The sequence below is a fragment of the Leisingera sp. ABM4_060 genome, assembly GCF_056158765.1.
Window position 1 is genome coordinate 2,341,289 of sequence record NZ_JBSWTX010000001.1, and the last position, 20,320, is coordinate 2,361,608.

A 20,320-nucleotide genomic window follows, 5' to 3' on the forward strand; every position below is an offset into this window, starting at 1 on the left:
GTTGCGCAACACTGCCGGCCTCCGGCTCAGCCGGCCCCGTTGTTTTTGAGTATTTTTGGAAAGATGAAAGAGAAGCTCCCCTTCATCTTTCTCCAAATACTCAATTGCTTCATCTGAAACGCACGCAATGTCCCGGGCTTTGCACAAGACCTCAGCCGCGGGCGGCCATGGCTGCCTTGGTGAAACTTTCGATCAATGATGCGTCTTTCTGCCCCGGCGCGCTTTCGACGCCTGAGGAGACGTCAACCTGGCGGGCGCCGGTCATGCGGATAGCTTCGGCAACGTTGTCCGGGGTCAGCCCGCCGGCCAGCATCCAGGGTTTCTGCCAGTATTTGCGGCCTGCCAGCAGCCGCCAGTCGAAGGCCAGCCCGTTGCCGCCGGGCAGGTCTGCGTCCTTGGGAGGTTTGGCGTCGATCAGCAGCTGGTCCGCCACCTGCTCGTAGAGCGCGATTTGCGGGATATCCACGGCATCGGCGATGCCGATGGCCTTCATCACCGGCAGGCCGTAGCGGGCGCGCACTTCGGCCACCCGCTCTGGCGTCTCCTTGCCATGAAGCTGCAGCATGTCGAGCGGCACCGCGCTGGTGACGGCATCCAGCTCCGCATCCGTTGCATTCACTGTCAGCGCCACCTTGCACAGGCCGATGGGCGCCTCCACCGCCAGCGCGGCCGCCTGATCGAGGCTGACATTGCGCGGGGACTTGGGAAAGAACACAAAGCCCGCATAACCCGCCCCGGCCTCTGCCGCGGCGGCGATATGCTGCGGGGTTTGCAGCCCGCAGATCTTGACGCGAATGTCGCTCATGGCCCGTTCCGGTGTCAGCTTGCGTCTTCGAGAAGCGCCAGGACCTCGTCCTTGCCTTCGTTCTTCTGCTTCTTGAGGCGGGTCACTTCGCGGTTCAGCTTGCGCACTTCGCGCGCCTTGGCGCCCGCCTCGCTGCGGTGCTTGTGCTCACGCAGCCATTCCCACAGGAAACCGATCACCAGGCCGGCGCCAACGCCGCCCAGCACCACCGCAAACAGCGGCAGCGAAATCCCGTAGTTGAAGCCGAACAGCTCGGCAACGGCGTCAGGCATCAGTTTCAGCTCTACCAGGCTGCTGTTGGCCAGAGAAACCGACACCAGCACGATGGCCAGGGCAAAAAGAACCGCGTAGCGAATGTAACGCATCAGGCTTTCCCGTTCAGGCGGTCCCTCAAGAGTTTACCCGTCTTGAAGAACGGCACATGTTTTTCCTCGACTTCGACCGTCTCGCCGGTGCGCGGGTTGCGGCCGGTGCGCGCGTCCCGTTTCTTGACCGAGAAAGCCCCGAAACCGCGCAGCTCCACCCGGTCGCCGCGGGCCATGGCATCGGTCACTTCCTCGAACACCGTGTTCACGATCCTCTCCACATCCCGCTGATACAGGTGCGGGTTTTCGTCTGCAATCTTCTGAATCAACTCAGAGCGGATCATGATCTTTTTCCTCCCAGGGAACCGGCATGTTTTAGCTATTATTCTGAGAGTATAGGAAAATTTCCCGCAAGGGGGAAAGAAATCTGGTCTCCCGGCAAGGGAAATTGAAGCCCCCCGCCCCGGTTTCCCGCCCGCCGCGGCGAATTTCCGCACCCGCAGCAGGTGCCGCGGCGCAGCAAGCGGGTGCGGCACCCCACGGCCCGGCGGGTTGATTTGCCCGTCAGGGCCGCCCGGCCAGCGCCATCAGCGAGCCGAAACCGACAAACGCCCCGCCGGTGAGACGGCGCAGCCACCTGACCCGCGGCGGCGATTGCAGAAAGCCGCGCAGCCAGCTGCCGCAAAAGGCGATCAGCACGTGGTTCAGCGCGCACAAGGCCCCGTAGCTGGAGGCCAGGATCAGCACCTGCTGCAGCGCAGGCTGCCCTGGGTCCAGGAACGGCGGGAACAAGGCGGCGATGGCGACCATCGCCTTGGGATTGGTCAGGGAAATGGCCAGCGCCTGCGCCGACAGCCGCCGCAGCGGCGCGGCCTGGGTGATTTGGCCTGCGCTGACCGAAAACGCATTGCGGTCGCGCCAGATCCTGACGCCCAGCCAGATCAGATAGGCGGCCCCCGCGAGCTTGAGGACCAGAAAGGCCAGCATTGAGGCCTGCATCAGCGCCCCCAGCCCGAGCCCGACCAGCAGGCCAAGCGCTGCAATCCCGGCGCCGTTGATCAGTCCCACCAGGATGGTGACCCGGACGCCGTAGCGCAGCGCATTGGTGATCGCAAACAGCACCCCCGGCCCCGGGCTGATCACCGGAACGATGCTGACCGCAAGGAAGAGGAGCCAGGTTTCAAATGCCATGCCGTCAATACCTTTTGAGAACGTCTGCGGCCTTCCTCAGAAGGTGCAGCGGAACAATCGTGAACTGACCGGGGCGGGTGCGCCCGCCCCGGTCCGGCAAATACGGCCGGTCAGGCCAGTTCCTTGGACATGGCGCTGAAGCCCTGCTCGATGGCCGAGGCGGCCTTGACCAGGTTTTCACCGCCTGAGGCAATGCTGGTCACTGCGGTCGACAGGCCCAGGCTGCCGATCCAGATTGCCCATTTGGTCCAGACCGGGTCCTTGTGGCGCAGCGCGTCCACTGCCTTTTGCGCGTCATCGCGGAACTTCTCGGCCGGCTTGATGGAGACGTGATAGGCCTCGATGCTCTTGATCAGCTTGGCGGTTTCCTTGCGCGCCGCCTCCATCGCGGTGAACAGCCCGTCCAGTTTCTTGCTCTTGTAGCCGCGGTCCTTGGCCATCTTGCCCAGCTTCTTCTCGATCTCCTTGTCGAGCTTGCCCTGCTTGTCCAAGAGCTTGTTCAGCTCCTTGCCGAGGCCCGCGATCTCCAGGTCGATGTTCTTGAGCTTGGCCTTGTAGGTCTCCAGGTGCTTGTCGACACGGTTGAAGCCTGCGGTTTCGATCATCAGGAAGTCGGCGAGGAATTCCTTGCCGATCTCCTTGGCCTTCACCTTGGCCTTGGACTGTTTCTCATAAGCCGAGACCAGCTCCTTCAGCGCCTTTTCCAGCTGACCGTGGACCTTGACGATGTCCGAGGTCACCTTTTGCACCGCGCGGGCGACTGAGACGATGCTTTGGGCAATGCCGTAGATGCTGGCGGCAATCGACACGCCGCCGGTGACCGCGCCCGCCGCCAGCGAGGCGGTGGAGCCGATGGCGGCGGCGCTGCCCAGGACAATCGCGCCGACCACCTTGATGCGGTATTTCTTGCGGTCCTTGTTGGCCTGCTTCCACTTGTCGAAATGCTTGTTCGTGACCTGCTCGATCGACTTCTGGTATTTGGCAAAGATCTTCTGGATGTCGGCGTCGAACTCCTTGCACTCCTTGTCGGAGAGCGGCATCACCGAGCCGAGGTCATTGGCCTGGCTCACGCGCAGGCTGCATTCGTTCACCAGTTTCTTGTATTCCTTGGTGGCATCGTCATAAAGCTTGGCGACAAAGCGCGCGTCAGTGTCGAGTTCCTTGGCGGCGCTCTTGTCGACCTCGACAGTGGCGGTGAAATTCATATTGCCGAGCTGCACGAACTTGGGCTTCACCTTCTTGGTGACCTCGTTCTTCACGTCCGCCTTGATGATGGTGAGTTTCTCGGTCGCCATAATGCTCTCTCTTATTGCCTGTCGCGGTTGGCCGGCGGGCGGAACGGGGTACTGAAATGCGGCATCCGGGGACGCCGGGGAACTGAAAAAACGGGGCCTGCCCTTGGGAGGGTACTTTAGCGGATGGTATCCCGAAATAAAGCAAAAGCGTCAGTGGCTGCCGCAGCCGCTGTATCTAATTGTCCAAATCCAAGCCCATATCCAACAGCAACTGCCGCCTGGTGGCTTCGGCCGGAGAGCCGTCCGGCAACCAGTAAGGGCCCGGACCGGCGGCCCGGGCTTCTATGCAATTGCGGTGCGGAGAGATGCCGATTGAGCTGCCGTTGTCGAACCAGTGCTCAAAGTGCAGGCCGTCCCGTTCGGTGACCATTTCATAACAAATGTAGCAATAGCCGATGAAATCATCCGGCTTCTCCGGCTGGACCTCCGGCACAGGTGCGGTCCAGGGACGGGACGGATCCAGGCGCAGCAGCAGACCGTCCAGTTCTTGCTGCCACTCGGCATCATCCGCGTCCTGCCAAAGCTCGGCAAGCTCTGAGCCCTTGCGAACGCGGGCAACAAGCGCCCGGGCTGTGCCGGGCAGGCCATCCGGGATGCTGTCCGCCTGGCAGTCCGGCAGCTCCGGCAGATCTTCCGGCAAGTCTTGCGGCGGGCGGCCCATGCAGGCCGCCAGCAGATCGCAGGCCGCCAATGCGACACAGGCCGCGTCCGCGTCCAGTTCACCCGTAGTCTTGGAAAGCTTCAGCAGAGTGTCTTCAAGCGCGCCGAAGCCATTCAATTCGTCAACGAAATCCAACGCGGCATCATTGCCAAAACTGCCTGCGCTCCAAGTTCCCACGACAGCCTCCGGTCAGGTTGATTGCTCTGCCGTCACCCTGCGCCCGAAAGCGGGCGAAATGATGACCTGATACTGCTGAGAAATACCCGAACTGGGAAACGCTGAGGGCAGCGCCTGACCTATCGGCCGGGCGGAAGGCTGGAATGACCCTCTGCCATAGAAAAAGCCCCGCAGTTTCCTGCGGGGCTCTCTCATTTCTGCCGTGAGGCCGGGGACGATCAGTCGCCCGACTTCAGTGCGGCGCCCAGGATGTCGCCCAGCGATGCGCCGGAGTCCGAGGAGCCGTACTGTTCCACTGCTTCTTTCTCTTCCGCGATCTCGCGCGCCTTGATGGACAGGCCCAGGCGGCGGGTCTTGGAGTCGACATTGGTGACGCGCACGTCGACCTTGTCGCCAACCGAGAAACGCTCAGGACGCTGGTCGGCACGGTCGCGGGACAGATCGGAGCGGCGGATGAAGGACTTCATGCCTTCGTATTCCACTTCGATGCCGCCGTCTTCGATCGCAGTCACGTTCACGGTCACGATCGAGCCGCGCTTCACGCCGCCCACGGCTTCGGCGAACTTGTCGCCACCCAGAGCTTTGATCGACAGCGAGATACGCTCTTTGTCAACGTCCACTTCGGAGACAACGGCCGAAACCATGTCGCCTTTGCGGTAGTTCTGGATCGCATCTTCGCCACGCTCGTCCCAGGACAGGTCGGAGAGGTGAACCATGCCGTCGATGTCGCCGTCGAGGCCAATGAACAGACCGAATTCGGTGATGTTCTTGACTTCGCCTTCGACCTCGGTGCCCTCGGGGTTGTTCTCGGAGAACACTTCCCACGGGTTGCGCATGGTCTGCTTGAGGCCCAGGGACACGCGGCGCTTGGCACCGTCGATTTCCAGAACCATGACGTCGACTTCCTGGGAAGTGGAGACGATCTTGCCCGGGTGGACGTTTTTCTTGGTCCAGGACATCTCGGAGACGTGGACCAGGCCTTCGACGCCCGGCTCCAGCTCAACAAATGCACCGTAATCGGTGATGTTGGTGACGCGGCCCTTGTGCACGGAGGACAGCGGGTATTTGGCGCCAACCAGATCCCACGGATCTTCCTGCAGCTGTTTCATGCCGAGGCTGATGCGGTGGGTCTCTTTGTTGATCTTGATGACCTGAACCTTGACGGTTTCGCCGATCGACAGGATCTCGGACGGGTGGTTCACACGGCGCCATGCCATGTCGGTGACGTGCAGCAGGCCGTCAACGCCGCCCAGGTCAACAAACGCACCGTATTCGGTGATGTTCTTGACGACACCATCGACTGCCTGGCCTTCGGACAGGTTGCCGATGACTTCGGCGCGCTGCTCGGCGCGGGACTCTTCGAGGATCGCGCGGCGCGACACCACGATGTTGCCGCGGCGGCGGTCCATCTTCAGGATCTGGAACGGCTGCTTCAGACCCATCAGCGGGCCTGCGTCGCGCACGGGGCGGACGTCAACCTGCGAGCCGGGCAGGAAGGCAACAGCGCCGCCCAGGTCGACGGTGAAGCCGCCTTTGACGCGGCCGAAGATCGCGCCTTCGACGCGCTGATCGTCTGCGTAGGCTTTTTCCAGGCGGTCCCAGGCTTCCTCGCGGCGGGCCATCTCGCGGGAGATGACAGCTTCGCCACGGGCGTTTTCTGCTGCGCGCAGGTAAACCTCGACTTCGTCGCCAACTGCGATTTCGGGCGCTTCGCCGGGGTTTGCGAATTCTTTCAGATCAACGCGGCCTTCCATTTTGTAGCCGACGTCGATGATGGCCTGGCCGGCTTCGATTGCCAGCACTTTGCCTTTGACAACCGAACCTTCGTCCGGGGTGTCCATTTCGAAGCTTTCGTTCAGGAGGGCTTCGAATTCCTCCATCGATGTTGTTTGAGCCATGAGGTCTCAGGTTTCCTTTACTAACGGTTTTCTGGCCGGGCGGTTGTCTCCGCCGGTCTTGGTTTCGCCCTACAGAACGTGGCCCGGAGCACATCTGATCAAACAAACACAAAGGGCCGAGGTGAACCCCAGCCCTGCTCAGATATGCCACCCGGACGTTGACCGTCCTTGTATTGACAGCGCGCGTATAGGCGGATTCCCTGGGTTGCGCAAGGGGAAAGCCCTTGGCAGAGCGCTAGTCCGGCGCATCAACCTCGAACTGCCGCAGCGCATTCAGAGCCGCTTCGTGATCGGGGATGTAACGGGGGCCTAAGTAGATGCAGATTTTTGACCAGCTATGGCGTCGGTTGCTGTCCGGCAGATGGTAACGGTCGTTTGGGAGGTCTTCCAATTCTTGGCAATGCTGGTGAACAAAACTAGAGGCTGCATCATAGCGGCCAAAAGCTGCACGCCCCTCATTTAAGCCTTTAACAAACCCATCCGCTACTGCTGGCGTCAGTTTGGCCCGAGGCAAATGCTTCTCCATTTCCAAGTAGGAAAATCCGGCGGCATCCCGAAAGGCTAAGCCAACCAACAAGGCATAATCCAAAGGTTGGTCAGCATAGGAACGTAGAGCCAGTTCAACCCGAAGGCGGACCCTTTTGATCTGCCGCATCGACAAATCTGTCTTCAGTGAGAGTTCGCCCGCAAGCTTAGCTGTCCGCGCCATAGAGAATTCAGCCCCATCGCCAAAGGGAGTTCCCTCCGGCAACTCCAGAAACAACTGTTCCACGGCTACCGCGCGCACCTCTTTGCTGAAAGGAAGCGCCAGCCGGATGTCCACAAATTTGTCGAGGTAGCGCTCGCCCGTTTTCAGCTCGCCGAAACGGTGCGCGGCCAGCCCTTCCAGATACTCCGCGTTGACCATCAGGCAGAACACAAAGCCTTTGTGCGCAAACACCAGCTTCATCGCTTCCAGAAAGGCGATGGCGTAGTCCGGGTGGCAGCGGTCCAGTTCGTCGACCACCACAACGACACGGCTGGTTTCCCTGCCCTTCGTCAAAGCATCCCGCAAGGCGCTGAGCTGGGCGGGCAGTTCGTCATTGCGCAACCGTTCAGCGGCGATTTGAGACACCACAAGATCGCCTGCCGCCTTGGAGATCCCGTCGCCGAACTCCTTCGTGGCTTCTTGCAAGGCCTTGTCACTGCCTTCAAGCGCGTCAACCGCTTCGCCAGTTGCTGCATCAATAATCTCTTCAGCGCCTTGGCGCAGCGCAACACGCAGCAATGCGCGAGTTGCAAGACCTCCGTACTCGCGGCTCTTCTCAACCAGTTTCTTGCCGGTGGATGTTTCACTGGCAGGCAACGCCGCGACCATCGCCCCGATAAAGGTCAGCACCGGATCGCCGGAATGATCGGAAAGATGGGCATCGATCTCGATAACAACTTCGCCCTCTGCCTCCAGATGCTTTGCCCAGCGCTTGCGGAAGAAGGTTTTACCGCGGCCATAACCCGCCTCGATCGAGATAACCTTGGTATCGTCAATCGTTTTAACCAGCCGGGTGAAGGTTTCACCTGCAGCCTTGTACCCGAGAAGATCACCTTCCCAGACGCCTGAAAGGCCCGTATCTTTCATCACTGCACCTGCAAAAGTAAAAAAAACCGTTAGAACTCCATCCGATAAGCAATGGTTTTTGCGTCTGCAATACAGGCCGTGTGAGTGGAAAGCCGCCTGCCGTTAAATCTTAGTAAATACGGATCGCAACCATCTCCCGCACGGGCTATTCTTCGGACGCTGCGTTGCCATATTCCCGCTCCAGCAGCACAACCCCCGCCAGCACGTAATCGGCGGTGCCCTGCTCGCCCAAGAGCGGCAGGTAGATTTCGGAGGTGCTGCGGTAGCCGGGCAGCGGGCCGACATAAGGCAGAGAGACCAGCAGCGGCCTGGGATTGGCGGCGATCTCGGCAAAGCCGCGCCAGATCATCGAACCGGGGCCATAGCCCTCATGCTCCGACAGCCGGGTGCCGACGAATTTGTCGCGCAGCGTATTGCAGATCCGGCTGCGGGCATAGAGCGCCTTGAAATCCGCCGGCTCGCCGGCCTCGGAGCGTTCTATCTCGAAAACGGACAGGATGTTGGGAGCGTTTTCGGCGTTTGGCAGGCCGAAATCCGCAAGGCTTGGATAGGCCCCGTCCTCTGCAGCGCGATGCCAGAGCAGGTACATGGATTTCAGCTCTGGCTCCAGGTCACCCACTGAAAACTCGGCTGTAAACATGGCGCAGACGGCCCCCGGTAACATCACATTTGGCTGCAGCCGGTTCCAAGACGCCGTTTGAACACGTAATGAGCGAAAACGGGCGGCTAATGATTGCAGCTTAAAATCAGTGTATTACGGGTTCCTTGCATGGCAAGTTTTTTGTCCGCAGCCGCGGGGAGCCGGGGCCAGGCCGCGCCGGGTTATCCAGGCACCTCCCAGACCCTTGCGTCGCGTTTGAGCATCGCCTGTTCGGCAGCATCCAGCCGGGCGGTGGCGGCATCGGGGTCGCTGCGGCCGCCTGCCCTGGTCCAGAGCCTGAGCGCCGAGGCCGGGCTCCAGGGCAGGCAGGCGGCAGCGAGCCACTGCCGCAGGGGCGGCGGCAGGGCGTCATAGGCCTGCATTGGATCCCCTGCGCGGCGGCGCCGTTTCAGGCGCGAGTTCAAGTTGCGGCGGGCCCTGCGGTCAGCCATTGCGGTGCCAGCTTGGGAATGGGTCGTCAAGCGATGCCCAGGCCGGGTCAAAGCCGCCTGCGGCTTCGGGCACCAGGCAGGCGTCCAGGCGGGCGATGGTTGCGGCCTCATCCAGGCCGGAGCCGATGAACACCAGTTCCTGGCGCCGGTCGCCCCAGGTTTCGTCCCAGTTTTTCAGGAACTCGCGCCGGGCTTCCGGGTGGCTGGGCCAGCGTTCGGTGGGCACCGCTGCCCACCACAGGCCCAGCGGGCGGACCGAGGAGATGGCGCCGGCCAGGGAGAACTCGGCTGCCCATTCCGGGCGGGTGGCCAGCCAGAAATGGCCCTTGGCACGGATCACCCCCGGCAGGTCGCCGTTCAGCAGCGCATGGATCCTGGCCGGGTCGAAGGGGCGTTTGGCGCGGTAAACGAAGGAGGAGATGCCGTATTCCTCGGTCTCCGGCACATGGTGCTCGAAGCCGTATAGTTCCTTGGCCCAGAGGGGGTGTTCATGGGCCCGGTCAAAATCAAAACGGCCGGTGTCGAAGATGCGGCCCCCGTCCACCTCGGAGAAATTGGTCCGGATCACCTCGGCATCCGGGTTCAGCGACTTGATGACCAGCATCGCGGCTTCGGTCTTGGCCGGTCCGGCTTCATCGACCTTGTTCAGGATGATAACGTTGGAAAACTCGATCTGATCGGTCAGCAGGTTAACCAGGGTGCGGTCGTCCTCCTCGCCCAGGCTTTTACCGCGGTCGCTGAGGAAGTTGTGACTGGAGAAGTCGTTTAGCAGGTTCACCGCGTCAACCACGGTCACCATGGTGTCGAGACGGGCGACATCTGAAAGGCTTGTGCCTTCGGCATCGCGGAAATCAAAGGTCGCGGCCACCGGCAGCGGTTCGGCGATGCCGGTGCTCTCGATCAGCAGGTAGTCGAACCGGCCTTCGGCAGCAAGGCGGCGCACCTCTTGCAGCAGGTCGTCGCGCAGGGTGCAGCAGATGCAGCCGTTGGTCATTTCCACCAGCTTTTCGTCCTGGCGCGACAGTTCGGTTTCGCCGCGCACCAGACCGGCGTCGATGTTCACCTCGCTCATGTCATTGACGATCACCGCCACCCGGCGGCCCGCGCGGTTGTTCAGCACATGGTTCAAAAGCGTGGTCTTGCCAGCCCCGAGAAAGCCCGACAGCACCGTGACCGGCAGCCTGTTGTCCGTCATGCAGATCTCCATTTATGTTATATCATAACATTTCCGAAACGGAGATAGCAGCCCGCCTGCCCGCTTGCAAGGCGGAAACCGGCCCCAGGAGCCCAGCCTCAAGTGCAGCCTTTACAACCGGCCGGAGGATTTCGAGTATTTTTGGAAAGATGAAACGAAGCCGCTCTTTCATCTTTCCAAAAATACTCATTGCGCCGCCTGCGCCTCTGCGCATTCAGTTCTGAAGGGGCGCCGCCTCTGCGGAGATCCAATCCCGAAAGGCCTCGGCAGCGGCGCTGGGGCGGTCTTTCAGCTGCAGCCAATAGGCCCGCTTGGGCGCCACCACCCCGGCATCAATAGCTAGAAGCCGTCCCGTGCGCACCTCTTCGCGAACCAAGAAGGAGGGGCACAGGGTCCAGCCGAGACCATCGGCGGCCAGGCTGATTGCAGCGTGCACGCTGTCCACTTCGAGGGTTTGACGGATCGATGCGACCGCAAAGCGGGGTGTTTTGAGCCATTCCTCGAACAGGCTGTCCTGGCCGCTGATGCGGATCACCGGCAGCGGCCCCTCGTCAGAACAATGCGGCGCCCGGACTGCAGCAAGCCCGCAGCGCACGATGGCCTTGGCCGGGGCCGGCTGCACCGGGCCGCCCAGGTAGATCTCGGCATCCGGGTCGAACCCGTGCCGTTCGGGCCGCCAGAGCGCGGTGCGGGTTTCCACCTGGATCTCCGGATGCAGGGCGTGGAACTTTGGCAAGTTGGGGATCAGCCAGCGCAGGGCAAAACTGGCGTTGCAGAGGACGCGCAGGCGGCTGCCCTGCGGCTGCTGGTAGCGTTTCAGCGCGTTGGTGATCTGCTCCAGACCGGGGGAGACATCGCTGTAGAGCTGGGCGCCGGAGGCGGTGAGCGACATGCCACGCGGCTCACGGGTGAACAGCTGCAGTTTCAAATGGGTTTCCAGCGCCTGCATCTGCTGGCTGAGCGCAGCCTGCGTCAACCCGACCTCCTGCGCGGCCAGGGTCATGTTGCCGAGCCGGGCAACGGCTTCGAAGTTATGCAGCCACTTCAGGGGTGTTGTCATGCCAAACCATAAGTTTTCTTATTGGGAGTTGGAAAATTTATCTATTGGATTGCCGTGCGGATTTCCAGAACAGTGTGGCCTGCCCTCCTGCCCATCGTGGCGCAGGCGGCCAGATGGGAGGATCCGATGAGCGAACAGCCGAATTTTCTGGTGATTATTTCCGACGAGCACCGCAAGGATGCGATGGGCTGTGCCGGCCATCCCATAGTGAAGACGCCGCACCTGGATGCGCTGGCAGCGCGGGGCACGATGTTCACCTCGGCCTATACGCCCTCACCGATGTGCGTGCCGACCCGGGCGGCGCTGGCCACTGGCGACTGGGTGCACAAGTCCGGCCATTGGGACAGTGCGACGCCTTATGCCGGGGAGCCGCAGAGCTGGATGCATGCGCTGCGCGATGCCGGCCGCGAGGTGGTGTCGATCGGCAAGCTGCATTTCCGTTCGGGTGAGGACGACAACGGGTTCTCCGAGGAAATCGTGCCGATGCATGTGGTGGGCGGGGTCGGCTGGGCGATCGGTCTCTTGCGGGAGAACCCGCCGCCCTATGACTCGGCGGCGGAACTGGCGGGTGACGTGGGCACCGGGTCCAGCACCTATACCGATTATGATCTTGCGATCACCAAGGCGGCGGAGGCCTGGCTTGCTGACCCCAAGCGGCAGGACCGGCCTTGGGCCGCGTTTGTCTCATTGGTGAGCCCGCACTATCCCCTCACCTGCCCTGAGGAATGGTACAACATGTATGACCCGGCAGAGATGGATCTGCCTGTAGGCTATGGCGAGGGACTGCCGGATCATGAGGAGTTGCGCAATATCGCAGAGTTCTTCAATTACGATGCCTATTTTGATGAGCAGAAGATGAGCGAGGCCAAGGCGGCGTATTACGGGCTGACGTCTTTCATGGATGACTGCGTGGGCCGGGTGATTGCGGCGCTGGAGGCCAGCGGACAGTTGGAGAATACGGTGATCCTCTATGTTTCGGACCATGGCGACATGATGGGGGATCAGGGATTCTGGACCAAGCAGGTGATGTATGAGCAATCGGCCGGGGTGCCGATGATTGCGGCCGGCCCGGGTGTTCCCGCCGGACATAAGGTGGAAACCTGCACCAATCTGACTGACATTGCCGCCACTGCCCGCGAGGTCTGCGGCGTGGCGGAGGCTGCAGAACTGCCGGGCGTCTCCCTGCGTTCTATTGCCAGCGCGCCCTACGATGAAGCCCGGACCGGCTTTAGCGAATATCACGACGGCGGCTCGAAAACCGGTACCTTCATGGTGCGCTGGGGCAGGTGGAAATATGTCTGCTACGCCGGCATGGAGCCGCAACTGTTCGACCTGGAGGCAGACCCGCACGAGCTGGTCAACCGTGCAATGGACGGGGTGAACGATCCGGAGATCAAGGCGGCACTGGCCGAGGGCAAGCGGCGGCTGCAGGCAATCTGCGATCCAGAGGCGGTGAACGCCCGCGCCTTTGCCGATCAGCGCCGCAGGATCGCGGAGTTGGGCGGCGAAGAGGCCTGCCGCACGGCGTATGTGTTCAACCACACGCCGACCCCGTCGGAGCAGGACAAGATGCGCGAAGGCTCGCCGCTGTAGCCTTGCCGGCTGCCCTGCCCTTGCTTAGGGTGCCGGCAGGAGGGCTGGCTGCATGACACTGGAAGAGGCAATTGCCACCCAGCCGCAATGGGTGCAGATCTGGCTGAACGTGCTGTCTTTCGGCGGCTTCATCCTGCCGCTGGCGCTGCTGATCTGGAAGCCCAGCCGCATCGCTGGGGCGGTGACCGTGGCGGTCAGCCTTGCGGCGGCGGGCGGGGTCTACTGGATCTATGGCCAGCTGGGGTATGTGCGGCTGCTGGGATTGCCGCATGTCCTGCTGTGGACGCCGCTGGTGATCTGGCTGTGGCGGCAGCGGCAGCGCGCGGACATGCCCGCCCTGCCCCGGCACATCATGCTGGCGGTTTGCGCGGTGCTGACGGTGTCGCTGGCCTTTGATTTCACCGATGTGGCCCGCTATCTGCTGGGGGAACGGCAGCCGTTCTGAGCAAACGCCGCCGCGGGGGCAAAAGTTTTCAGCAAAACTTTTGGCAATTTTCTTGTTCAAGAAAATTGCGGCGCCTGGCTCTAAAGGTCGATTTCCAGAACGCCGTCCGGCTCCAGTGCACGGGACTGGCACAGGATGATTTCCGTTTCGCGCTGCGCGTTGGAAAGCACGAAATCGCGGTGCTCGGCGGTGCCGGAAATCAGCCCGCATTTGCACACGCCGCAGATGCCGTCTGCGCATTTCACATCCACGTGGATGCCGCTCTCCTGCAGTACATCTGCTGCGGTCTTGTCCGCAGGCACCCGGATCTCACGGCCGGACCTGGCAAGCTTCAGGGTGAAGGCATGGTTTTCATAGTCCGGCTGTTCGGGGACTGAGAAATACTCCATGTGGCGGTTTTCCTCCGGGAAGCCATTGTCCCGCGCAGTCTCGAGCACCGCCTGCATATAGGCCTCCGGCCCGCAGGTGTAGACATGGCTTCCGGGGGAGTACCGCAGCACCTGTTTCAGGTCCGCGCGGGTGCCTTGATCGGAAAAATGCAGATGCACCTTGGCGGCCCAGGGCACCGCGCCAAGGTCTTCCAGGAACCCGGCATTTGCCTGTTTCGAACAGGAATAGCGGAATTCGAAATCCCGGCCCAAGGCATGCAGCCGGTGGGCCATGGCGATCATCGGCGTTACCCCGATGCCGCCGCCCATGAGGTAGGTCTTGGCGGCGTCTTCAGCCAGCGGAAAGTGGTTGATGGGTTTGGAGATGAACAGCATCCGTCCTTCTTCAAAGATCCGGTGCATGAGCTTGGAGCCGCCCCGGCCCGCGTCCTCGCGCAGCACCGCGATCTGGTATTTCGAGCGGTCTGCAGGATCGCCGGACAGAGAATATTGCCGGAAGAACTCCGGCGCCACCACCACGTCGATATGGGCACCTGCCGTGGCCGGGGGCAAGGGTGCGCCGTCCGGCAGGGAGAACTCATATTTGGTGACCGCATCCGTCAAATGCTCAACCTTCGACAGGCGCACCCGCATCACCGGCGCGCCGCCCTTGCCGGCGGTGTAGACATGTTCTGGCGGCAGACCCGCGGCTCGGCGGCGTTTGTGTTCCTGTGCGGTGATCATGTTCTGATAGGCAGCAATCCCGGCCTCGCGGTCCATCGTTGCGGGCCAGGCATAGGGCGGCGGCGCCAGCGGTGCGGGGTAGACTGCCAGGGTCTGATCCTTGAACTTCAGATCCAGATCCTTGGAGAGTGCACGCGCGTTTACCGGATGGGGCGTGGGATCATAAGGGCCTTCGTCCGCCATCTCGAGGTCCCACCACCATTTCTTGGTGCCATTCACCTCGCCGTTGCCCAGCGCGTCATCGAGTTTTGCCAGCGCCTTGGCGCTGCCTGGCAGGTTCATCGCGGCCCAGCGGAACGGCGCTTCGGCAAACAGGCCTTCGAGGTTCCAGGGGCAAGTCTTCATGCAACGGCCGCACATGGCGCCGCCGGGGGTGCTGACCCGGTAGGTGGTGCATTTCTGGCTGTCGGATTTCCAGATCTCGTAGCCGTTGAACATCAGCTTGGGTCCGGCGGTGATGGCGCCAGAGGGGCATTCACGGGCGCATTTGTTGCAGGCCTCGCAGAAGCGCTGCAAGCCGAAATCGACCGGCTTGTCGTGGGTCATCGGCAGGTTGGTGGTCACCGCGCCGGACTTCAGCCGGGGGCCGAGGAAGGGGTTCAGGATCACCTCGCCGATGCGGGAAACCTCGCCCAGACCCGACAAGAGCAGCAAGGGCGGCTGCAGCACCTCGCCGTCCATCACCGAATGCACCCGGGCGGTGTAGCCCAGGTTGCGGATCTGCTGCGCGATCACCCCGCCCAGCAGCGAAAACCGCAGGTAGGCGCGCATCGACTGGGCGCAGGCGATCCAGTCGTCGCCCGAGGCGCCCTCCATGGTTTCATGGCCCTGGTCGATGATCATGCTGATGGCGTTTTCGTGGTACGGAGCCAGCGGTTCGCCGCCTGCGTCATGCGAGTAGTAGGCCCAGTCCGGGCAGCGCGAGATGCCCACCGCGTCACAGCCGAGGAAATAAGCCGCGGCCTTGATATTGGCGGCGTTGCGGGCAGCATCCGCGGTGGAGGGGTGGACCTGCGGCGCGGCTTCGCCGTCCTGCAGCAGCACAAAGGCGGCCAGAGGGGAGCGGAAGGCAAAGGCAGCCGGGGACTTGCGGACGTAGTTGCCGTTTTTGGCGGCTTCCTGCGGGCCTTTTCCCATGTCGCCGAACAGCGCGCGGGCAAACATGTCGGCGCGCTTGGGGACGCGGGCAACGTTGGGCTCGTCGATATAGGTGGTGGGATCAGACACGCGTTTCAGGGTTTCAAACGGGTGCGGGCCGTCCTTGAAGGCACGTTTGGCATAGGGGTCGCGGCTGGCGGCGCTTTTGGCGTGGGTGCCGAGACCCAGGCGGTACTTGAGGCCCGGTGCCTGGCCCGGTGCCAGCGGCAGGTCCAGCGCCAGCTCCAGCGTGGTGGTGATTGCGGCGATGCCGAAGCGGCTGCCAAGGAACGGGTTGGTGAGCTTGCCGTTCTCATAGGCCGCAAGGCCCGCCTGCACCGCCAGCTTGCCCAGGTGCACGTCGGTTGCAGCGCCGGTATGGGCGCGGGCTTCCCAGCCCAGCAGGCGGATGTAATTGGCAAGCGTCACAACGGTTTCCGCAGCCCGCAGGCAGGCGCGCTGGTCCTGGGCATCAGCGAGCCACTCGGTGCCTTCCTCCCCTGCCTCCGGGTCGCGGGGGAATTCGTAGACAAAGACCAGGGCGTGCGGGTGGTGGTGGCAGCTGGCCGGAGGCGCCTTCATCGCCTCTCGCAAGTTCGCCAGCACCACGTCGATGCCGGAGGCAAAGGTCTGGGTCTGCTTGGAGCGCAGGGTCTCGGCCAGGGTGTCCACGTCCGGGTTGACCAGCGGCTCTTGCAGCCAGGCGGATTGCGGCACAGCACAGGTGCCCGCCATCGAGGCGTCGCAGAAGTAGCCGAAAGCCTTGAGGTGATCGGCGCGGTCCTGCGGATCCGCGGGTATGGCCCCGCGTTCCTTCTTCACCAGCCCTTCGCGGGTGGCATCCAGCATCGCCTGGTAGTCGCGCATCGCGTTGACGATCGACAGCGGCGCCCCGGGACGGCGGAAGGAGGTCTGCTGCAGCGGCGGGATGGCGTCCAGATCCGCGGGCGCCGTCTGCCGGGCGAGGGTTTCCAGCGGATACGGGCCCAGGTGCACCGGCCGGTTGCGGTAGGAGAACAGTTTACCCATGGTCTGGCCTTTGCAGATTACAGTTTCGGGACGGAGCGCGGCTCGTCCTGCAGCAGCTTGGCGGCAGACTGGCGCAACTCTTGCAGCTCGGCCCCGGAAAGTTTGGCCTCGAAATGGGCAGCGTTTTCCTGCGCCATCGGCAGCACCGCGTCCAGGGAGGTCTGGCCTTTTGCAGTCAGTTCCACCCGGATCGAGCGCCCGTCCCCAGTGCCGCTGCTGCGGAGGATGAAACCGCGCTCCTGCATCAGCCGGAGGGTGCGGGAGGTGGCGGTGCGGTCGATGCCGATGAACGCAGCGATCTCTGAGGGCGTATGCAGCCCTTCCAGGCCGGCCGCCAGCAGCACGCACCACATCGGCCGGGTGAGGCCGTAGCCGGCGATGCGCTGCTCAAAGCGGCGTTCGATCACCCGGGCCAGCATGGTGATCTGATAGCCCAGGGAGTGGTGAAGGCGGAAACGGGATTCGGTCACAGTAATTGACAATGTCAATTATATTGTCGCGAAATGCCAGCCCAGATTTTCAAGGGCCGAATTGCCGGTCAGCGGCCGTGCCTGCGGGTTCCCAAGAGCAGCAGGAAGACGAAGGCAGAGCCGACAGAGGTTGTCACAATGCCCACCGGCAGCTCCTGCGGGGCGAGCAGGAGGCGGGAGAGGATATCGGAGCCGGTGAGCAGGATGGCGCCGGTCAAGGCGGCCAAAGGCAGCAGGCGGCGGTGCAGAGGACCGGCCAGGCCGCGGGCGATATGGGGCACCATCAGGCCGACAAAGCCGATGACGCCTGCAACCGAGACGAAGGCCGCGGTTGACAGCGCAGCAACCAGAAACATGCGGAAGCGCATGGATTTCACCGGCACGCCGAGGCTGGCGGCGGTGATGTCGCCCGCCAGCAGCGCATCCAGCCAGCGGCTGCGCCACAGCGCATAGGCCAGGATCAGGCCCAGGCCTGCGGCGACCAGCGGCAGGGTTTCCCAGCGGGCAAGGCCCAAGCCGCCCAGCATCCAGAAGATCACCGAATGGGCCGCACGGTTGTCGCCGGAGAAGATCAGGTAGTTGGTGATGGCTGCAAACAGGAAAGAGACGGCAAGCCCTGCCAGGATCAGTTTCTCAGGAGCGCTGGTGCGCAAGGATTGGACCAGTGCCAGCACGATGGCAGAGGCCACCAAGCCGCCGCAGAAGGCAGCCAGCGGCAGGGTCCAGATCCCCAGCACGTCGCCGGTGACGGTGATCACCAGAACTGCGCCGGCGGCTGCCCCGGAAGAGAGACCAAACAGGAACGGGTCGGCCAGGTCGTTGCGGGTGGTCGTTTGCAGCACCACGCCGACAAGCCCCAGCCCGGCACCGATCAGCGCCGCAAACAGCGCCCGCGGCAGGCGCAGATCAAAGATGATCCGGTGCATCGGTTCGGGCTCGGCAGCGCTGAACCCAAGGCCCGAGACGATTGCGGTGAAAACTTCGGAGACCGGAACATCCGTGGTGCCGTAAAGCACCGACAGCAGAAGGAGGGCGGCCAGAACGGCCGCCCCCAATGTCAACGAAAGGCCGAAACGGCCCATATCAGAACTGGTCCGGGTGCATGGCCCTGGCGATCTTTTCGATCGCAGCGATGTTTGCCGGCCCCGGTGTCAGCTCCTCATAGCGCAGGCCGACCCAGCGGGCGTTCTTGACCGCGTCGGTATGGGCCATCACGGGGTGCTCCTGCAGGAACTTGAAGGTGTCCTCGGCGCCGTTGCCGTTCTGGTAGTCCAGCAGCACCAGGAATTCAGGGTTGGCGGCGGCAACCGCCTCCCAGGAGGTGCGGCCCCAGCTGGTGTCGAGCCCGTGGGTGACGCTTTCGCCGCCCGCGGCCGAGATCATTGCATCCGGAATTGCGAATTTACCCGCGGTGAAAGGCGCATCTGCCGGGCCGTCCAGCAGGAAGACGCGGGGCTTGTGCTGATCCGCGGTCTTGGCTTCGATGGTGGCCAGCTGCTGCTGCCAGCCGGAGACCAGGGCCTCGGCCTTGTCCGCGACATGCATCACCTGGCCCAGGCGCAGCACGTCGTTGAACAACAGATCCATGGAGGCTACCGGGCGTTCCTTGTCCAGATGCACGCAGCTTTCGGTCAGCACCATGGTCTTGATGCCGAAAGGCTCCAGCGTGTCGGGGGTGACCTCGCCGCCGGGTTTCATGCCGTAGTACCAGCCGGCAAAGAACAGGTCGGGTGAGGCCGCGACCAGGTTTTCCACAGTTGGGTACTTGGGGGCCAGTTCCGGGATATCACCGCGGGCATCATCGAACGCGGCGCTGGTCTTGTACCAGCCGGTGATGCCGGTCAGGCCGACCATTTTGTCCTGCAGGCCCAGGGCAAAGGCCATTTCGGACATGTTGATGTCATGCACCACCAGGCGTTCCGGTGCAGTATCGAACTCCAGCGGTGCGCCGCAGTTGTCGACCGTCACCCCGGCGGCGGCGCCGGTGGCCAGGCTGGCTGCAACGGCAGCCGTCCAGATCAGTTTCATTTCACGTCTCCATCAGTCAGAATTGAATTTGGGATTTCCGGATATCGAGGGCGGGGATCATCCGCCCCTCGTGGGGCAAGCGCAGGTAGCTGACCCCGAAGGTGTCCTGCACGCTTTCCGGTGTCAGCACCTCGGCAGCCGGGCCGAAGGCGGTGAGGCGGGTGGCCTTCATCAGCGCCGCATGAGTGGCGAATTCGGGGATCATCACCAGGTCATGCACCACCATCACCACGGTGACCCCCAGCGAGGCGACCAGCGACAGCATCCGCCCCTTGGCATCCGGATCCAGGTGGTTGGTGGGTTCATCCAGGATCAGAAGGGCCGGCTCCTGCGCCAGGGCGCGGGCGATATGGGCGCGCTGGCGCTCGCCGCCCGACAGCTGGGCCATTGGCTTGCCCGCCTTATGGGCAAGGCCGGTGAGGTCCAGAATGCGGGCCAGAGCATCAGCGTCCTGCCCGGCGGAGCGCGCCCTGGCCAGCGGCATCTGGCCCAGCGCCACATAGTCGCGCAGCAGCAGCCGCCCGTCAGGCGCGGATTGCTGGCTGACGACGGCAATCAGCCGGGCGCGGTCCTCAGCCTTCATCTGCCGCAGGCTCTGCCCGCCGACCAGCACATCGCCAAGCGCCAGCGGCTCGATCCCGGACAGGAGGTTCAGCAGCGTCGACTTGCCTGCCCCGTTCGGGCCGGCAATGGCAAGCACGGCGCCCTTGTCCAGATCGAAGGAGACACCGCTGACAAGGGCATCGCCGTTCAGCGCGTAATATTCCAGCCCGCGCACGCTGAGGAAAGGCTGGGTCATGGCGCGGCCTCCGCCTTGATCCGCGGCAGCCTGGCCAAAGTTTTATCATACAACTGGGCCGGGCGTTCGCTGGCGTTGGTCCAGCCGGTCTCGCTGGCCAGGTACTGGTGCGCAAAGCGGGCCAGCGCTTCTGTGTCCGCCGGGGACTGGATGCCGCCAAAGAGGTATTGGGCTTTGCCCTCAGCCTGAAAGCCCACCGTCACCGGCCGGCCGCATCCGGCCATGCAATCAACGGCCCGCAGCGCAAAGCGCCCGGGGATGCGATCCGAGAGGGCCGCGCGCAGCCGGCTGGCCTCGACCGCGCCCTTGCAGGTGGCGCAGATCAGGATGGTGTGGTCACGAAATTCCAGCATGGTCCGCCTCGCAAATCTGCGTGCGCGGAGAGAAGCTGCCAGTCATGAGGGCACAGGAAA

Annotated in this window: 20 protein-coding genes; 2 read left to right on the forward strand and 18 right to left on the reverse strand. The window is 63.0% G+C overall.

The features are described 5' to 3' along the window. Positions 1-151 precede the first annotated feature (151 nt). From ACXAEH_RS11340 to ACXAEH_RS11395, 12 genes are all read right to left on the reverse strand, one after another. Complete coding sequence (locus ACXAEH_RS11340) at positions 152-805, reverse strand: phosphoribosylanthranilate isomerase (RefSeq protein WP_475032866.1); 654 nt, start codon at positions 803-805, stop codon at positions 152-154. Positions 806-819: 14 nt separating this feature from the next. Further along, positions 820-1,170: a LapA family protein gene (locus ACXAEH_RS11345; RefSeq protein WP_475032867.1), complete on the reverse strand. Its 351-nt coding sequence runs from the start codon at positions 1,168-1,170 to the stop codon at positions 820-822. Then, the gene (gene ihfB / locus ACXAEH_RS11350) at positions 1,170-1,454 is read right to left on the reverse strand and encodes an integration host factor subunit beta (protein ID WP_019298084.1); all 285 of its coding nucleotides are present in this window, start codon (positions 1,452-1,454) and stop codon (positions 1,170-1,172) included. The genes ACXAEH_RS11345 and ihfB overlap by 1 nt, the downstream gene beginning before the upstream one ends. Positions 1,455-1,674: 220 nt before the next feature. Then, positions 1,675-2,301: a LysE family translocator gene (locus ACXAEH_RS11355; RefSeq protein WP_475032869.1), complete on the reverse strand. Its 627-nt coding sequence runs from the start codon at positions 2,299-2,301 to the stop codon at positions 1,675-1,677. Positions 2,302-2,411: 110 nt separating this feature from the next. Beyond that, positions 2,412-3,596: a hypothetical protein gene (locus tag ACXAEH_RS11360; protein WP_475032871.1), complete on the reverse strand. Its 1,185-nt coding sequence runs from the start codon at positions 3,594-3,596 to the stop codon at positions 2,412-2,414. A 175-nt stretch (positions 3,597-3,771) separates the two neighbouring features. Then, complete coding sequence (locus ACXAEH_RS11365) at positions 3,772-4,434, reverse strand: DUF4259 domain-containing protein (RefSeq protein ID WP_475032873.1); 663 nt, start codon at positions 4,432-4,434, stop codon at positions 3,772-3,774. A 218-nt stretch (positions 4,435-4,652) separates the two neighbouring features. Next, the gene (gene rpsA / locus ACXAEH_RS11370; protein ID WP_475032875.1) at positions 4,653-6,332 is read right to left on the reverse strand and encodes a 30S ribosomal protein S1; all 1,680 of its coding nucleotides are present in this window, start codon (positions 6,330-6,332) and stop codon (positions 4,653-4,655) included. Positions 6,333-6,567: 235 nt separating this feature from the next. Then, positions 6,568-7,947 (reverse strand): KAP family P-loop NTPase fold protein, encoded by a 1,380-nt coding sequence (locus ACXAEH_RS11375; RefSeq protein ID WP_475032876.1) that lies wholly within the window; start codon positions 7,945-7,947, stop codon positions 6,568-6,570. Between the two features lie 145 nt (positions 7,948-8,092). Next, positions 8,093-8,587: a hypothetical protein gene (locus tag ACXAEH_RS11380; RefSeq protein ID WP_475032877.1), complete on the reverse strand. Its 495-nt coding sequence runs from the start codon at positions 8,585-8,587 to the stop codon at positions 8,093-8,095. 182 nt (positions 8,588-8,769) lie between these two features. After that, positions 8,770-9,039: a DUF6525 family protein gene (locus ACXAEH_RS11385; RefSeq protein ID WP_475032879.1), complete on the reverse strand. Its 270-nt coding sequence runs from the start codon at positions 9,037-9,039 to the stop codon at positions 8,770-8,772. Then, on the reverse strand, positions 9,032-10,234 hold the full coding sequence (locus ACXAEH_RS11390; protein ID WP_475032881.1) for a GTP-binding protein: 1,203 nt from the start codon (positions 10,232-10,234) through the stop codon (positions 9,032-9,034). The genes ACXAEH_RS11385 and ACXAEH_RS11390 overlap by 8 nt, the downstream gene beginning before the upstream one ends. Before the next feature lie 214 nt (positions 10,235-10,448). After that, entirely contained in the window at positions 10,449-11,294 is an 846-nt protein-coding gene (locus ACXAEH_RS11395; RefSeq protein WP_475032882.1) for a LysR family transcriptional regulator, read from the reverse strand. Between the two features lie 126 nt (positions 11,295-11,420). On the opposite strand from ACXAEH_RS11395, the gene ACXAEH_RS11400 reads away from it, so the two are divergent. Together ACXAEH_RS11400 and ACXAEH_RS11405 are read left to right on the forward strand one after the other, a co-directional pair. Continuing rightward, positions 11,421-12,887, forward strand: a complete 1,467-nt coding sequence (locus ACXAEH_RS11400) for a sulfatase family protein (RefSeq protein ID WP_475032884.1) — start codon at positions 11,421-11,423, stop codon at positions 12,885-12,887. Between the two features lie 52 nt (positions 12,888-12,939). Further along, complete coding sequence (locus ACXAEH_RS11405) at positions 12,940-13,332, forward strand: hypothetical protein (RefSeq protein ID WP_475032885.1); 393 nt, start codon at positions 12,940-12,942, stop codon at positions 13,330-13,332. Between the two features lie 80 nt (positions 13,333-13,412). On the opposite strand, the gene ACXAEH_RS11410 is transcribed toward ACXAEH_RS11405, so the two are convergent. From ACXAEH_RS11410 to ACXAEH_RS11435, 6 genes are all read right to left on the reverse strand, one after another. Then, positions 13,413-16,610 carry a 2Fe-2S iron-sulfur cluster-binding protein gene (locus ACXAEH_RS11410; protein WP_475032886.1) on the reverse strand — a complete coding sequence of 1,066 codons (3,198 nt, stop codon included), beginning with the start codon at positions 16,608-16,610 and terminating at the stop codon, positions 13,413-13,415. Positions 16,611-16,627: 17 nt separating this feature from the next. Continuing rightward, on the reverse strand, positions 16,628-17,080 hold the full coding sequence (locus tag ACXAEH_RS11415) for a MarR family winged helix-turn-helix transcriptional regulator (protein ID WP_475032888.1): 453 nt from the start codon (positions 17,078-17,080) through the stop codon (positions 16,628-16,630). 68 nt (positions 17,081-17,148) lie between these two features. After that, positions 17,149-18,162, reverse strand: coding sequence for a FecCD family ABC transporter permease (locus tag ACXAEH_RS11420; RefSeq protein WP_475032890.1), 1,014 nt, complete (start codon positions 18,160-18,162; stop codon positions 17,149-17,151). 1 nt (position 18,163) lies between these two features. Then, positions 18,164-19,108: an ABC transporter substrate-binding protein gene (locus ACXAEH_RS11425; RefSeq protein WP_475032892.1), complete on the reverse strand. Its 945-nt coding sequence runs from the start codon at positions 19,106-19,108 to the stop codon at positions 18,164-18,166. 16 nt (positions 19,109-19,124) lie between these two features. After that, positions 19,125-19,907 (reverse strand): ABC transporter ATP-binding protein, encoded by a 783-nt coding sequence (locus ACXAEH_RS11430; RefSeq protein ID WP_475032894.1) that lies wholly within the window; start codon positions 19,905-19,907, stop codon positions 19,125-19,127. After that, entirely contained in the window at positions 19,904-20,260 is a 357-nt protein-coding gene (locus ACXAEH_RS11435) for a DUF1636 family protein (protein WP_475032895.1), read from the reverse strand. The genes ACXAEH_RS11430 and ACXAEH_RS11435 overlap by 4 nt, the downstream gene beginning before the upstream one ends. Positions 20,261-20,320 lie beyond the last annotated feature (60 nt).